The sequence below is a fragment of the Kribbella sp. NPDC104218 genome, from assembly GCF_055584105.1.
Genome location: NZ_JBVJMQ010000001.1, coordinates 163,735 through 178,243, shown reverse-complemented (window position 1 = coordinate 178,243; position 14,509 = coordinate 163,735). Strand labels below are relative to the sequence as shown.

General features: G+C 68.4%; 17 protein-coding genes. 7 read left to right on the top strand and 10 right to left on the bottom strand.

The window, feature by feature from the left end; translation table 11 throughout:
• Positions 1 to 14 precede the first annotated feature (14 nt).
• The 5 genes from ACZ6ZD_RS00725 to ACZ6ZD_RS00705 are packed head-to-tail and all read right to left on the bottom strand — an operon-like array spanning position 15 to position 5,674.
• On the bottom strand, positions 15 to 1,574 hold the full coding sequence (locus tag ACZ6ZD_RS00725; protein ID WP_465666951.1) for a glucoamylase family protein: 1,560 nt from the start codon (positions 1,572 to 1,574) through the stop codon (positions 15 to 17).
• Between the two features lie 9 nt (positions 1,575 to 1,583).
• Positions 1,584 to 2,396 carry a carbohydrate ABC transporter permease gene (locus ACZ6ZD_RS00720; protein WP_465666949.1) on the bottom strand — a complete coding sequence of 271 codons (813 nt, stop codon included), beginning with the start codon at positions 2,394 to 2,396 and terminating at the stop codon, positions 1,584 to 1,586.
• Positions 2,396 to 3,334 (bottom strand): carbohydrate ABC transporter permease, encoded by a 939-nt coding sequence (locus tag ACZ6ZD_RS00715; protein ID WP_465666947.1) that lies wholly within the window; start codon positions 3,332 to 3,334, stop codon positions 2,396 to 2,398. Before ACZ6ZD_RS00715 ends, ACZ6ZD_RS00720 begins: the two co-directional genes overlap by 1 nt.
• A gap of 5 nt (positions 3,335 to 3,339) precedes the next feature.
• Complete coding sequence (locus tag ACZ6ZD_RS00710) at positions 3,340 to 4,635, bottom strand: sugar ABC transporter substrate-binding protein (RefSeq protein ID WP_465666945.1); 1,296 nt, start codon at positions 4,633 to 4,635, stop codon at positions 3,340 to 3,342.
• 19 nt (positions 4,636 to 4,654) lie between these two features.
• A complete protein-coding gene (locus ACZ6ZD_RS00705; protein WP_465666943.1) occupies positions 4,655 to 5,674 on the bottom strand; it encodes a LacI family DNA-binding transcriptional regulator in 1,020 nt (339 codons plus the stop codon).
• An 82-nt stretch (positions 5,675 to 5,756) separates the two neighbouring features.
• On the opposite strand from ACZ6ZD_RS00705, the gene ACZ6ZD_RS00700 reads away from it, so the two are divergent.
• Positions 5,757 to 6,332 (top strand): histidine phosphatase family protein, encoded by a 576-nt coding sequence (locus tag ACZ6ZD_RS00700; RefSeq protein ID WP_465666941.1) that lies wholly within the window; start codon positions 5,757 to 5,759, stop codon positions 6,330 to 6,332.
• On the opposite strand, the gene ACZ6ZD_RS00695 is transcribed toward ACZ6ZD_RS00700, so the two are convergent.
• Positions 6,303 to 7,076, bottom strand: a complete 774-nt coding sequence (locus ACZ6ZD_RS00695) for a GNAT family N-acetyltransferase (RefSeq protein WP_465666939.1) — start codon at positions 7,074 to 7,076, stop codon at positions 6,303 to 6,305. The two genes, ACZ6ZD_RS00700 and ACZ6ZD_RS00695, sit on opposite strands and share 30 nt — an antisense overlap.
• Positions 7,073 to 7,474 carry an NUDIX hydrolase gene (locus ACZ6ZD_RS00690; protein ID WP_465666938.1) on the bottom strand — a complete coding sequence of 134 codons (402 nt, stop codon included), beginning with the start codon at positions 7,472 to 7,474 and terminating at the stop codon, positions 7,073 to 7,075. Before ACZ6ZD_RS00690 ends, ACZ6ZD_RS00695 begins: the two co-directional genes overlap by 4 nt.
• A gap of 106 nt (positions 7,475 to 7,580) precedes the next feature.
• Here ACZ6ZD_RS00690 and ACZ6ZD_RS00685 point away from each other — a divergent pair, with 106 nt between their 5' ends.
• From ACZ6ZD_RS00685 to ACZ6ZD_RS00660, 6 genes are all read left to right on the top strand, one after another.
• Positions 7,581 to 8,465 carry a PHP domain-containing protein gene (locus ACZ6ZD_RS00685; RefSeq protein WP_465666936.1) on the top strand — a complete coding sequence of 295 codons (885 nt, stop codon included), beginning with the start codon at positions 7,581 to 7,583 and terminating at the stop codon, positions 8,463 to 8,465.
• On the top strand, positions 8,462 to 9,079 hold the full coding sequence (locus ACZ6ZD_RS00680; RefSeq protein ID WP_171676174.1) for a MarC family protein: 618 nt from the start codon (positions 8,462 to 8,464) through the stop codon (positions 9,077 to 9,079). The genes ACZ6ZD_RS00685 and ACZ6ZD_RS00680 overlap by 4 nt, the downstream gene beginning before the upstream one ends.
• Before the next feature lie 11 nt (positions 9,080 to 9,090).
• A complete protein-coding gene (locus tag ACZ6ZD_RS00675) occupies positions 9,091 to 9,951 on the top strand; it encodes a RecB family exonuclease (RefSeq protein ID WP_465666933.1) in 861 nt (286 codons plus the stop codon).
• A gap of 482 nt (positions 9,952 to 10,433) precedes the next feature.
• A complete protein-coding gene (locus tag ACZ6ZD_RS00670) occupies positions 10,434 to 11,231 on the top strand; it encodes an ABC transporter permease (protein ID WP_465666931.1) in 798 nt (265 codons plus the stop codon).
• On the top strand, positions 11,224 to 12,039 hold the full coding sequence (locus tag ACZ6ZD_RS00665; protein WP_465666929.1) for an ABC transporter permease: 816 nt from the start codon (positions 11,224 to 11,226) through the stop codon (positions 12,037 to 12,039). Before ACZ6ZD_RS00670 ends, ACZ6ZD_RS00665 begins: the two co-directional genes overlap by 8 nt.
• Before the next feature lie 2 nt (positions 12,040 to 12,041).
• Positions 12,042 to 12,995: an ABC transporter ATP-binding protein gene (locus ACZ6ZD_RS00660; RefSeq protein WP_465666927.1), complete on the top strand. Its 954-nt coding sequence runs from the start codon at positions 12,042 to 12,044 to the stop codon at positions 12,993 to 12,995.
• Between the two features lie 2 nt (positions 12,996 to 12,997).
• On the opposite strand, the gene ACZ6ZD_RS00655 is transcribed toward ACZ6ZD_RS00660, so the two are convergent.
• The 3 genes from ACZ6ZD_RS00655 to ACZ6ZD_RS00645 are packed head-to-tail and all read right to left on the bottom strand — an operon-like array spanning position 12,998 to position 14,420.
• On the bottom strand, positions 12,998 to 13,300 hold the full coding sequence (locus ACZ6ZD_RS00655; RefSeq protein WP_465666925.1) for a hypothetical protein: 303 nt from the start codon (positions 13,298 to 13,300) through the stop codon (positions 12,998 to 13,000).
• A gap of 8 nt (positions 13,301 to 13,308) precedes the next feature.
• The gene (locus ACZ6ZD_RS00650; RefSeq protein ID WP_465666923.1) at positions 13,309 to 13,620 is read right to left on the bottom strand and encodes a hypothetical protein; all 312 of its coding nucleotides are present in this window, start codon (positions 13,618 to 13,620) and stop codon (positions 13,309 to 13,311) included.
• A complete protein-coding gene (locus ACZ6ZD_RS00645; protein WP_465666922.1) occupies positions 13,617 to 14,420 on the bottom strand; it encodes a hypothetical protein in 804 nt (267 codons plus the stop codon). Before ACZ6ZD_RS00645 ends, ACZ6ZD_RS00650 begins: the two co-directional genes overlap by 4 nt.
• Between the last annotated feature and the right edge of the window lie 89 nt (positions 14,421 to 14,509).

Here is a 14,509-nt window from a genome sequence, read left to right as displayed (position 1 = left end):
CAGCTGAGCTCCTGTTACTCGAGGCCGGATTCGAACCGTTCCATCCCGATCACGGGCCGGATCCCGCGCTCGGCCCGGCGGTCGGCGAAACCGCGCCGGATCAGGTCGTCGCCGAAGACGTTGCCGATGGCCCCCATCACCATCGCCTGGTCGAGGGACAGGTACCGCTGCGCGATCAGACCGGACTTCACCGCGACCGAGTCGTAGAACCCGCCCGCGCCGTACGCGTGCAGGTCGGTCTCGATCTTGCGCAGGTTGTCGATCGCCTGTCGCGGGGCGTACTCCATCGCCAGGAACGCCGCGTGCGGGGTGACGACGCCATCGCCGTACGCCGGGTTCGGGTTCGTCCCCTCGCGGCAGCCTGCGAAGCCGGCGTCGTGGTTGGTTGCCTCCAGATCGGACGGGTAGCCGCCCGGATCCATGCCGATCGCCTCGACGCCGTAGACGGAGTACCCGCCCTTGGGGTTGGAGGCCGGGGAGAAGCCCCAGTAGCCGTACTTCGCCTCGTCGAGCCCGTGCTCGATCTGCGCGCGGACGGTCAGCGGATGGTTGATCCCCCAGCTGCGCGGCGCCCAGCGCGCCTCGGGGACGAACAGGTCGGGCATCAGCGACTCGAACATGTCACCGCCCCACGAGGGGACGAGGCGCATCCCGCGGTACGAGTAGGTGCCCTCGAAGACGTCCAGGCCGAGGTAGCTGCGGTGGACGCCCACGGGCTTCTGCTCGACCCAGGACCAGTCGCACGAGTCCGGGAACGTGCGGTAGGTGGCGTAGTACCACGATGGCGGTACCTGGCCGCGGACGAGCCCGACGTACCCGGCGATGCGCGCCTCGGTGTTCAGGGTGTCGTAGTGGAACTTGCGGTAGTAGACGTCCGGGCCGCTGCCTGCGTGGTTACCCTTCTCGGTCTCCTCGTCCGGCGGCGCCGTCTCGAAGAACCCGCCCCGCATCAACCCGCCCGGGCGCGCTGCCGCGTTGTAGTAGTAGGCGAAGTTCATCTGGTTGAGCAGCTCGTCGGCCAGCTTTCGCGCGCGCGGCTCGGCGTTCCGCACCACCATCAACGCGCAGGCGAACCAGCCGTTGTCCACACTCGACACGAACGGCGTGATCGGTTTCGTCCCGTCCGGGTCGGTGTACCGGACCTCTCCGGTCGCCTCGTCGTACCAGTTGAAGTACATGCCACTGGGCTCGTGGTGGTCGACGCCGCGCATGGTCGTCAGCGTCTGCGTGATCCGCCGCAGCGACTCCCGCGGCGAGATGATCCCCAGCTCCCGCGCCACCACCGTGCTCCACAAATACCCGCCGATATTCGTCGGCGACGTGTACTGACTGCGCACCGGATTGCTGACCGAAGCCCCGATGTTGTCCGCCGGCAACCCCGTCCGTTCATCAGTCATCGCCACCAAACTCCGCCAAGTATCCCGAGCCCACCTACCCACCAACGCCTTGTCAGCCCGGCTCGGCCGCCACCCGCCTTTCAAGTCTGCTGTGCCGAAAGCAGGGGGAGATGCTGTTCCGATCAGCGCGGCAGCTCCTGTCGCGGCTAACAACGTGCGTCGTCTGATGGCGGTCATCTGTAGCTCCTACTTGAGTCCGGTGATGGCGATGCCCTTGGTGACGTGGCGCTGGAAGGCGACGAACACGACGAGTACGGGGACGACGACCACGACCGCGCCGGCCATCAGCAGGCCGAAGTTCTGCGCGTTCTGGCCGGTCGAGTAGAGCGCCAGGGCGACGGGAAGGGTGTACTTGTCCTCGGTCTGGGCGATCACGAGCGGCCAGAGGAAGTTGTTCCAGGAGCCGAGGAAGGTGAGGATGCCGAGCGTGGCCAGCGCGGGCCGGGTCAGCGGCACCATGATCCGGGCGAAGATGCCGAGCTCACCGGCGCCGTCGACGCGACCGGCGTCCATCAGGTCGTCCGGCAGGCCGAGGAAGAACTGGCGCATCAGGAACACGCCGAACGGCGACACCAGGAACGGCAGGATCAGCCCGGGATAGGTGTTGGCCAGGCCGGCGTTCGTGACGAGCACGAACAGCGGCACGAACGTGACCATGCCGGGCACCATCAGCGTGGCCATCACCAGCACGAACAACGCGTTCCGGCCCTTGAAGCGCAGCTTGGCCAGCGCGTAGCCGATCATCGAGCAGAAGACCAGGTTGCCCGCGGTGACGACCAGCGCGACCAGGCCCGAGTTCAGGAAGTACCGCGGGAAGTTGGCCTTGTTGAACAGGGCGTCGTAGTTCTCGGTGGTGGCGTCCTGCGGCAGCCACGTCGGCGGCACGCGGAGCAACTCGCCCTGGGTCTTGAAACTGCCGAGCACCATCCACAGGAACGGCGCGGCGACGGCGATCAGACCGAGGACGCCGATCAGATAGACCCACCAGGTGCGGCGCATCACTTCTCCCTCAGCAGCCGGAACTGGATGAACGTGATCACCGCGATCACGACGAACAGCAGGTACGCCATCGACGTCGCCAGGCCGTAGTTGCCGAAGCCGAACTGCTGGTACGTGTACATCGACACCGAGATCGTCGAGTTCAGCGGACCGCCCTGCGTCATCACGAACGGCTCCTCGAAGAACTGCAGGTAACCGATCCCCGTGGTCACGCTGGTGAACAGGATCGTTGGCCTGAGCAACGGAACGATCAGGTACCGGAACCGTTGCCAGGCGGACGCGCCGTCCAGCTGACCGGCCTCCTCGACGGACTGCGGGATCCCCTGCAGCCCGGCCAGGAAGATGATCATCGCGGAGCCGAAGTTCCGCCAGACGGCCATCGCGATCAGCGACGGCATCGCCCAGGTCTTCGAGCCGAGCCAGTTCGGCCCGTCGATCCCGAACCAGCCGAGCACGGTGTTCAGCAGGCCCGCGTCCGGTGACAGCACGAACCGCCAGATCACCGCGATCGCGACGATCGACGTCACCACCGGCAGGTAGTACCCGACCTTGAACAGCGCCTGGAACCGTTTGATCCCCCGGTCCAGCAACACGGCCGCGCCGAGCGCCAGCACCAACGTGAGCGGTACGCCGAGCACCACGAAGTACGCCGTGTTGAACGCGGCCTTGCGGAACGTCTCGTCCTGCAGCGCCTTCAGATAGTTCTCGAACCCCACTCCCTCCACCGCGAACGGCGTCCGCAGATCCCGCTGCCGGGTGTCGGTGAAACTCATCCCCAGCGACCCGAGCACCGGTCCGGCCGTGAACGCCAGGAACAACACGACGAACGGCAGGACGAGGATCCAGGCGGCGGAGGTTTCCTTGGTGAGCCGTCGGCGGCGATTGGACGGCGGCGTCCGGCGGACGACCGGTGGTCGTGCCTCGGTCAGCGTCGACACGATGATCAGCTGCCGCCGGGGCCGATCGCGGCGGCCTTGGTCTGGATGGCCTTGGCGGTGTCGGCGGGGGACTGGTTGGCCTTCACGAGCTTCTCGATCTCGGTGTCGAAGGCGACGGCGACCTGCTCCCAGTTGACGATCGCGGGCGGGGCCTTGGCGTCCTCCAGTTGTTTGCCGAAGACGGGCAGCAGCGGGTCGTTGGCGATACTGGGGTCGCTCCAGGCGCTCTTGACGGCCGGGAGGTCGGTGGAGAGCTTGAACCAGGAGGCCTGGGTCTTCTCCTCGGACAGCCACTTGACCAGCTTCCAGGCGCTGTCCTTGTTCTTCGACGCCTTGAAGACGACGAAGTTCGAGCCGCCGACGAACGAGGTCGCGGTCTTGTTCCTGGGCAGCTGGAAGACGCCGATGTTCTTCTTCATCGCCTCACCGCCGGCCTTCGCCACGGAGCCCGCCATCCACGGCCCGGAGATGAACATCGGCGCCGTCCCGTTCACGAACTGCGCCTCGGTCTGGTTCGGCGGCAGGTCGGTCCCGGCGATCTTGTCGGTGAAGAAGCTCTGGTAGTACTGCAGACCCTCCTGCATCGCCGGGGTGTCCAGCGTGAACTGCTGCTGGTCGTCGCCGGTGATGTCGGCGCCCGCGGACCACGCGAACGGCATCACCGTCTGCCAGGAGCCCGTCCCGCCCGGCTGCAGGTTGATGCCGTACTTCGCGCCGGCCTTGTCCTGCATCGCCTTCGCCATCGCCTTCAACCCGGGCCAGTCGGTCGGGGGAGTGCTGAAACCGGCCTTCGCGGCGAGGTCCTTGCGGTAGAAGACCAGCCGGGTCTCGACGTACCATGGGACGCCGTACTGCGTCTCGCCCACCTTCGTCGTGTCCAGCGCGCCGGGGAAGAACCCGGCGCTGTCGAAACCCTGCGGCGTCGGGTCGAGTGCGTCCAGATCGGCGAACTCGCCCATCCAGGTGCTGCCGACCATCGCGGCGTCCGGCAGGGTCTGCGCGGTGATCGCGGTGGTGAACTTGTTGTGCGCGGCGTCCCAGGGAATCGGTGTGACCTTGACCTTGGCGCCGGGGTTGGCCTGCTGGAACTGCTCCATCAGCTTGGGCAGGTTCTCGCCCTCGGTGCCCATCGCCCAGACCGAGAGCTCACCGGTCGCGGGGCCGTCGCTGATCGTCGTGGTCGCCTGACCACCTGCGTCGGGGCTGTCACTCGACCGGCCGCACGCGCCCAGGGCCAGGCTCGCGGCCGTTGTCAGAGCGCAGCCGATCACCAGTCGGCGGCGGATGCTGTGGGTGAACATTCGTTGTCTCCTCACTCGGTTACTGCTGCATTGCCCCCGAGGTGCCACAGCTGTCCCGCAGGACCAGCTCCGTGGCGAGTACGTCGTTCCGTCCGCGAGTCCGCTCCCCGGTCACCCGCTCGTGCAACCGCTGCGCGGCCAGCCGCCCCAGCTCGGCCATCGGCTGCCGCACCGTGCTCAACCCCGGCGACACGTACCGAGCCGCCATCACGTCGTCCCACCCCGTCACGACCACGCCGTCCGGTACGCCGACGCCCCGCGCTCGTAGCGTCGTCAGCACCGCCAGCGCGAGCTCGTCGTTCGCGCACACCAACCCGTCCGGCTGTTTCCCCTTGCTACGGGCGGAAATCTCCTCTGCGACCTGCTGTCCCGACTCCTCCGTCAGCGGCACCCGCAGCGGCTCTGCAGCGGTCGACCCGCGCGACGCGTGCGCCTGCGCGAACCCGGCGTACCGCTCGGACACGTCGTACGAGCTGGCCGGGTCGCCGACGAAGACCAACCGCCGCCGTCCGCTCGCGAGTAGCCGGTTGGTCAGTTGCTCGGCGCTCGTCACGCTTTCCGTGCGCACCGAGTCACAGCCCTTGACCGGCGGGTGCGCGACCAGAACCAGCGGTACGCCGGCCTTTCGCAGCTCCTGGATCGCGGCCAGCTCCAAAGCGTTGCCGTGGACAACTATTCCGTCGACCCGGCCGGCCAGGTCCCGCACCGAGCGGCGCGGATCCGGGTTGCCGTGCGTGACCGTGAGTACGACGCTCTGGCCGTGTTCGCCGGCCCAACGCTCGTACCCCATCAGCAGATCGCCGTAGAACGGGCCGCTGAGATCCGGAAGAACCAGCCCGTGCGCCTCGTGCCGCTGCACCGCCAGGCTGCGCGCGGCCCGCAGGGGCACGTAGTTCAGCTCGGACGCCGCCTGCGCGACCCGCGTCCGCGCCTTCTCCGACACCGGCCCGGTCCCTTGCAGGACACGCGAAACCGTCGCGATCGACAGCTTCGCGAGTGCCGCGACGTCGTAGATCGTCGCGGGCCGTCCGGTCGCCATCGAACCTCCAGTGGAAGCGCTTACAGTTTCGATACTCTGCCGTGGATCGTTCAAACGGTCAAGGGTCTGACAGGATGAAAGCGTGACCACTGCGGAACGTAAGGACCGGCTCGTCCTGGTACGCCACGGCGAGACCGAGTGGAGCAAGAACGGCCGCCACACCTCGGTGACCGACCTTCCGCTGACCGCGGAGGGTGAGCGGATCGCCGGCACGCTGCGCGAGCGCCTGGCCGGTCAGGAGTTCGACCTCGTCCTCACCTCGCCGCGGCAACGCGCCCGGCAGACGGCCGAGCTGGCCGGCTTCGGAGCGGCCGAAGTCGATGACGACCTGGCCGAATGGAACTACGGCGACTACGAAGGCATCACCACCGCGAAGATCCGCGAAACGGTCCCAGGCTGGACAGTCTGGTCGCATCCGGTACCCAACGGCGAAACGCCCGCGGATGTGTCAGCGCGGCTCGATCGGGTGATCGCCCGGATCGCCGCGACCGACGGTGACAGCCTCGTCTTCGGTCACTCGCACGCGTTGCGTGCGCTCGCGGCCCGCTGGCTCGAGCTGGAGGTCACCGAAGGCCGGCACTTCGTCCTCGACACCGCCACGATCTCGACCCTCGGCTGGGACCGGGGCTCACCCGCCGTCCGGCACTGGAACGCCTAACTCATACAGGTCGATCTCGCAGCGGGCGCGGAAGCCGAGAGACTCGTAGACCGAGCGCCCGGCGGCGGAGGAGCCGAGGACGGCGTACTCCGCGTCGGGCTGAGCCTGAGCGAGCGCCCCGGCGGTGAGGGCGGCGCCGATGCCGCGGCGACGGGCTTCGGGGACGGTCATGACGAAGTAGACGCCGGCGACACCCGCGGCGAAGTAGACGGTGATGGTGCCGACCGGAGCGCCGTCCAGGATGGCCAGGTAGTGGCGCCATGGGTCGGCGTACCCGAGTGTGCGGTAGACGGAGGCGACCCAGCGGGCCTCCTTCTCGCCTTCGCCGAAGCCCTGGGCGAGAGTCTGCGCCCAGGCGGTCAGGGCGGCGTCGTCCGTGACTCGGCTGAGCTCCAGGCCCGGTACGGCGGGCGGTACGCGCAGGTCGGTGAGGCGGAGGGCCATACCGGGCTCGCTACCGCCGTGAGTGAAGCCGGCCGCGAGCAGGGCGTTCTGAAGCTCAGGAGTGCGGAGGGCCGGGCCGACATGCCAGCTGCCCGGTACGCCGTACTTTCGCAGCTCGGCGACCGACTCGGGGACCGCCGCGGGGCCGCCCGCGACGACGGCGTTGTGGTAGTCGAGTGGTGACCCGCCGATCGTCCAGCGCACTGCGCCGTCGTCCCGCTGAGAGCCGCCGCCCGCGGCGCCCATCGCCATCAGCAGCTCGGCCGCGTTCGCTTCGATTGCTCGGACGAGATCTGTCATGGGAGCGCGTTCCATTGGTCGAGGGTGGAGATCAGGAGGGTGGCGGTGGGGAGGGCGAGGAGCTCGGGGCGGGTGACGAAGCGGGCGTCGGTGGCGTCGTCACCGGCGGTGAGCGTGCCGGCGACAGGCCTGGCGGCGTAGTCGCGGATGACGTACAGGCTGCCGCGGGGGCCTTCGCGCTCGACCTCGCCGACCAGCTCGCCCACCTCGACGGTGAGGCCGGTTTCCTCGGCGACCTCGCGCGCGACCGCGGTCGGGTCGTCCTCGCCCGGTTCGACGCGGCCGCCGGGGAGCGACCAGAGGCCGCGCCCGGGCTCGTTGGCCCGCTGGATCACCAGCAGACGGTGTTGCTCGTCGTACACGAGTGCTCCCACACAGTCGACGCGCCGCGGCTCCATTGAGGAAGGGTAGGACGTCCTGGGGACAACTGGCAGGGGTTGGGGGCAGTCACCGATACCATCGTGGCTGACCAGTGTCCATATCCAGGAGGGATCGCGACCGCTCGTGCGCATCGATCTGCACACCCATTCGAACCGATCGGACGGCACCGACCCGGTGGCCGAGCTGATCGCGCACGCGCGCCAGGCCGGTCTCGACGTGATCGCGCTCACCGACCACGACACCGCCGACGGCTGGGTCGAGGGCCGGCAGGCCGCCGAGGAGCTGGGGATCGGGTTCGTGCCGGGGATCGAGATCTCCTGCAAACTCGACGGCATCAGCGTGCACCTGCTCGGGTACCTGCTCGATCCGTCCGTCCCGGCGCTGGCCGAGGAGCTGCGGATCGTCCGCGACGGGCGGACCGACCGGATCCCCTCGATCGTGGCCCGGCTGAACGGCATCGGCGTCCAGGTGACCGTCGACGAGGTGCTCGCCCAGGCGACCGGGACGCCGTCCGTCGGGCGGCCGCATGTCGCCGACGCGTTGGTTGCCAACGGCACCGTCGCGAACCGGACGGAGGCCTTCGACAAGTACCTGGCCGACGGCCGGCCCGGCCATGTCACGCATTACGCGATCGAGCCCGGCCGCGCGATCGACCTGGTCCGCGAGGCCGGCGGGGTGCCGGTGATCGCGCACCCGTGGGGCCGGTCGAGTTACAAGGTGATGACGGGGGAGATGATCGCCCGGCTGGTCGCCGAGCACGGCCTGGCCGGGATCGAGGTCGAGCACCAGGATCACTCGCCCGAGTCGCGCGCCGCGCTGACCCGGATCGCCGACGAGCTCGGCATCATCCGGACCGGGTCGAGTGACCACCACGGCGTCGGCAAGATCGACCACGATCTCGGGGTGAACTCGACCGACCCGGAGCAGTTCGAGCGGCTGCTCGAGGTCGCCAAGGCGAATGCGGCGGCCGCGGCCGGCGCCCGGGTGCCCGAGGCGTACCTGCCGTGAACGACATCATCAACCTCGCGCTGCTCAGTGAGGTCGTGGTCACGCTCTTCGTGATCATGGACCCGCCGGGAACCGTGCCGGTGTTCATCTCGCTGACCGCGGGCCAGTCGCGCGCCGTCCGCAAGCGCGCCGCCTGGCAGGCCGTGGCCGTCGCTTTCGGCGTGATCGTGGTGTTCGCGGCGTTCGGGCAGCAGATCCTGCACCACCTCGGCATCACGCTGCCGGCGCTGCAGGCCGCCGGTGGTCTGTTGCTGCTGCTGATCGCGTTGCAGCTGCTGACCGACACGGCCGAGGATCCGGTCCAGACGAAGAACGTGAACATCGCGTTCGTCCCGCTCGGGACGCCGTTGCTGGCGGGGCCGGGCGCGATCGTCGCGACGATGGTGTTCGTGCAGCGCGCCGACGGCTCGTTGCCGGATGTGATCGCGATCTCGGTCGGCATCATCCTGATTCACCTGATCATGTGGCTGACGTTGCGGTTCTCCGGGGTGATCATGCGGGTCCTCGGTGAGAACGGCGTCCTGCTCGTCACCCGGATCGCGGGCCTGCTGCTGAGCGCGATCGCCGTCCAGCTGGTCGCCGACGCGGTGAGTGACTTCATCAAGGCGGGCTGATGCTGCCGGGGATGCCGACGCGGCTGTTCACGGCGACGCCGACGAAGTTGCTCACGTTCGCGGACTGCAAACGTAAGTACCGCTTCACGTACCTGGAGTCGCCGCGGCCGCCGAAGGGCCCGCCATGGGCGCACAACACGGTCGGCGGCATCATCCACGAGGTGCTCGCCGACTTCTTCGGCCGCTGGCCCGCCGCGCAGCGGACGCCGGACGCCGTCGTCGCCCGGATCCGCACCGGCTGGCGCAACGAGGGGTTCCGCGACGAGGTCCAGTCGCTGGAGTGGCGTGACCGGGCCACCGACATGGTCCTCGCCTACCTGCGCGACTCCGACCCGTACTACGAACCCCGCGGCGTCGAGCGCACCGTCGGCTTCACCACCGAACGCGCCTCCCTCCGCGGCCGCATCGACCGGGTCGACGAACGCCCCGCCCGCGACGGCAACGGCGGCACCGAACTCGCCATCGTCGACTACAAAACCGGCCGCCGCCCCCTCACCCCCACCGACGCCCGCGCCTCCCTCGCCATGGCCCTCTACGTCCTGGGCGCCCGCCGCGTCCTCCGCCGCCCCTGCACCCGCGTCGAACTCCACCACCTCCCCACCAACACCGTCGCCGCCGCCGACCACGACGAAGCCTCCCTGGCCCGCCACCAATCCCGCGCCGAAGCCATCGCCGACGACGCCGCCAAAGCCGAAGCCCACTGGAAAACCGGCCTCACCCCCACCCAAGCCGACGAAGCCTTCCCCCCAACCCCCTCCCCCCTCTGCGCCTGGTGCGACTACGCCAAACTCTGCCCCCAAGGCCGCCGAACCGCCCCCACCCGAGACCCCTGGTCCGCCCTAGAAGACCCAGTGCCCCACACCGAAGACTGAACCTCCCGCCCACCCCCACCCGCGCTCCCACGCCTGCGCTCTCACACCGCGCACCCGCGCTCCGCTCCCACGCCTGCGCTCCCACGCCCAGCGCTCCGCCCCACCCGCGCTCCCGCTCCCGCGCTCCCGCTCCCGCGCTCCGCTCCCGCTCCCGCGCTCCGCTCCGCTCCCGCGCCCGCGCGCATCCGCAGCTGCGGCGTTGGCCGCTGCTCTCTCGTTCGTCCTGCGGCCGCTGGGTAGGCGACCACCGGCGACGTCTCCGGCCGCCGAGGCCTACTCGACTACCGCCTCCTGAGTGAGGGGTAATCCGGTTGACGGGGTTGTGGGGAGCGGCGTACGGTCGCGTGCTTGGTTGACAACGGCGTGGGATGACTTGCGCCTGCCACAGTGGTGTCCGAACCCCCGGGTCCTGATGGATTCGGGGCGGTTCTGCGTGCCGCTGGGGCTTCGGACACCACCTCTACGTGTGAGAGGAGGTTGCCGTGGGCGTCTATTGGGCGATCGGGATCCGGTCGTTCCGGCGCTTCTCGACGTACCGGATCGCGACGGCGTCCGGGGCGTTCACCAACACCGTGTTCGGGTTCATCCTGTGCGGCGTGTACTTGAGTTTGTGGCAGGCGCGGCCCGGGCTCGGCGGGTACGACGCCGCCGACGCGCTCACGTTCGTGTGGCTGCAGCAGGGGTTGCTGATGCCGATCGGGCTGTTCGGCGCGAGTACGACGGTGGAGCTGGGGGAGCGGGTGCGGAGCGGGGCGATCGCGGTCGATCTGTACCGGCCGACGCAGCTGATGCTGTGGTGGCTGTCGATGGATCTCGGACGCGCGATGTTCCAGCTGCTGGCGCGGGGCGGGGTGCCGCTGCTGGTGGGCGCGCTCGTCTTCGATCTGAAGTTCCCAACCGATCCGCTGCGCTGGCCGGCGATCGGGCTCGGGATCCTGCTCGGGATCCTGGTCAGCTTCGGGTTCCGCTACCTGGTCGCGCTGTCCGGATTCTGGCTGACCGATTCGCGCGGGACGGAATACCTCGCGCTCTGGCTGTCGCTGTTCTTCTCCGGGATGGTGATGCCGCTGGTCGTCTTCCCCGGCTGGTTCGGTGAGTTCGCGCGCGCGACGCCGTGGGCCGCGACCATGCAGGTGCCGATCGACATCTGGCTCGGCCGGAACCCGGGCGGGACCGGCGGCGCCCTGCTGTTCCAGCTCGGCTGGTGCGTGGTGCTGTTGCTGATCGGGCAGTTGCTCACGCTGCTCGCGACCCGGAAGGTGGTGATCGCCGGTGGTTGAGCGTGTCCTCCGGGCGCCGGCGCAGTACTGGATGCTCGTCCAGATGTGGATCCGCTCGTCGCTGGCCTACCCGGCGTCGTTCGTGATGATGGTGGTCAGCTCGATGCTGATCACCGGGACGGATTTCGTCGCGATCCTGTTGATGTTCAGCCATCTCGACGTCTTCGGCGGCTTCTCGCTCGGGGAGATGGCGTTGCTCTACGCAACCTCTTCGATGACGATGGGCTTGGCCGATCTGTTCACCGGGTCGATCGAACGAGTCGGACGCCGAATCCGGGAAGGCACGCTGGACGCGTACCTGATCCGCCCGGTCCCGGCGTTCGTCCAGACCGCGGCCGACGAGTTCCGCCTGGACCGGATCGGCCGGCCGCTGCAGGCGCTGCTGGTGATGATCCTGGCCTTCACCCGCCTGGACGTCGACTGGACCGTTGCCAAAGGCATCATGCTGGTCGTGTCCGTGGTCGCCGGGGCGGTGATCTTCGCCGCCATCTTCGTCCTCGGCGCGGCGTTCCAGTTCATCGCGATCGACTCCGCCGAGCTGGCGAACTCCTTCACCTACGGCGGTTCGACGCTGACGCAGTACCCGCTGACGGTGTTCGGCAAGGAGATCGTCCGGGCCGTCACGTTCGTCGTACCGCTTGCCTTCGTCAACTACTACCCGGTGCTCTTCGTGCTGGGCAAGCCGGCCCCGCTGGGGCTGCCGCCCTGGATCGGGTTGCTGTCACCGGCCGTCGCCGTCCTGATGGTCGCGCTCGCGGCCCTCGCCTGGCGGGCCGGTCTTCGTCGCTATCGCAGTACAGGGAGCTGAGCATGTCAGTCATCGAGTTGTCGGACGTGTCCCGCGCGTTCACCGTGCGGTCGCGCGAGGGGTTCCGGCGGACGAAGCGCGAGGTCCGCGCGGTCGACGGATTGTCGTTCGCGGTCGAACCGGGGGAGGTCGTCGGCTACATCGGGCCCAATGGCGCGGGGAAGTCGACCACGATCAAGATGTTGACCGGCATCCTCGTCCCCAGCGGCGGGACCATCCGGGTGGCGGGCGTCGACCCGTCCCGCAACCGCGTCCAGCTGGCCAAGCGGATCGGCGTCGTCTTCGGCCAGCGCACCACCTTGTGGTGGGACCTCCCGCTCAAGGACTCCTTCGCCGTCCTGCAGAAGATGTACGGCGTCCCAGTCGCCCGGCACCGCGCGAACCTGGCCACCTTCGTCGAGCTCCTCGACCTCGGCGACCTGCTCGACGTCCCCGTCCGCCAGCTCTCCCTGGGCCAGCGCATGCGCGGCGACATCGCCGCCGCCCTCCTGCACGACCCGGACATCGTCTACCTCGACGAACCCACCATCGGCCTCGACGTGATCAGCAAGGCCCGGCTCCGTGAGTTCCTCGCCCAGGTCAACGCCGACCGCAAGATCACCGTCATCCTCACCACCCACGACCTCGACGACATCGAAGCCCTCTGCACCCGCGTCATGGTCATCGACCACGGCCGCCAGATCTTCGACGGCACCCTCCCCGCCCTCCGCGCCAGCCAGTCAGCCCCCCGAACCCTCGTAGTAGACCTCGCTACCTCCCTACCGCCCCTCGAAGTCCCCGGCGCCACCGTCACCAAAGTCACCGGCCCCCGCCAACACCTCACCTTCCCACCCACCACCAGCGCCGCCCCCCTGCTGGCCCACATAACCGCCACCTACCCCCTCGTCGACCTAACAGTCGCCGAACCCACCATCGAATCCATCATCACCCAGCTCTACACCCCACCCCCGAGCTGACCTCAAGCAAGATCCGCCACCATCGAAGCAAACACAACCTCGACGTCCATGGCGTCCGTATCGCCCCGCCAACGCTCGAGCGCATCCGCGAACTCAGCCTCGTCAAGCGTCCCCAAGCCGCCCCGGATCAGCCGCTGCGCCTCAGCGATCCCGATATCGCCGTACTGCATCTCGTTCTGGAAGAAGAAGTCGTCCCGAGCCCCCTCGTTCCGATGGAACTTCCCCGTGTTCCCCACATACGTCCACACATCCTCATCCACCAACGCCGCCACCCACAGCTTGCGTTCCCCCTGGGCGACCAGCATCAGGCGAGTCATTGGCGGTAGCCGGCAGCCATGGACAGGACATCGGCGGGCTCGAGGGGGTTGCGATCTGCCTGCCAGATCGCGAGGTCTTCGGCTTCTTCGGTGTCGTCCAAGCGGCCGAGCCCCGCGGTGATCAGCCGCTGTGCGTCCGCCGAGCCGATCTCCTCGTAGGTGAGGTCGCGATCGATGTAGTAATCGTTGCGCAGGGCATTGTGGTCGTGGAACTTGCCGGTGTTGGCGACGTAGGCGTACATCGTCTCGTGAGCCAGCGCCGCCAGCCAGCGTGGCTCTCCCTCGTCCTTGACCAAAAAGAGCTTCATCGCATCATCCCGTCGTCGCGGTGAATGTCGGTTCGATGTTCGCCGGTGTGAGCCTTGGCGGAGTCATGCCGCCTTTCTGTGGGCAGCTTCCGATTGTGCGAATCACTGTAGTTGGCGACCGCCACGGACCGGCCGCCCAGGACTGTCAGCCTGTCGATGTCGCGGGGCTGGGTGAGGGTCGCGGACAGGTCGATGCAGTGCTGCCGAGCCGTCGACCGCTCGTCGGAAGATGCGGCCGTACTTCGTTCGATCTCGTACCACCGCGTGGTCAACTCCTTGACCTTTGCCGATTCGACCGAGTGGAACTGCACTTCGACGCGCTCGATCCCTGCGACCTCAAGGTAGACGTGCAGACCCTTGTATCGCGATCCATCGGTGTACGAGTGCTTCGCGTGGGCAACTTCCCACCCTTGCCGACGCAGTCCGTCGACGGTGTCCCGGGTCAGATCGACCAGCTCGTGCGGCGACGCCGAGAGCGCGGTGTAGCGCAGCACGTCGTCCACCGGGGCACGAAACCGCCGCTTGGCCGACCACATCCGGAGCTTGCGGGCCAGCGACTCCGGCGATTTGACCCGGTGGGCAAGTTGATAGGGCGAACCGGCGTCCGGGAGGGCTGCGACGAACCCGGCAGTGACCTGCGGCTCCACAGAAAGGACTCGCTCGAGCAGTTCTAGAGCCCGGGTGGTCGCAGGCCGGCCGTGAAGCCGTTCGAGCTCGGCGGTGGCGTGCAGTACCGGTCCCCAGTCGAGGGGGTGGGTGGTGGAGAAGGCTGTGTGGAGGGTGGTCGGGTCGGGTGGCATTGGGTCCCCCTGGTTGTGGGTCTGGTTCGACGGTAGGGGGTTTTGGAGGGGGTGTGGGGTGGGTTTGGGGATCTGTGGATAAGTCGGGG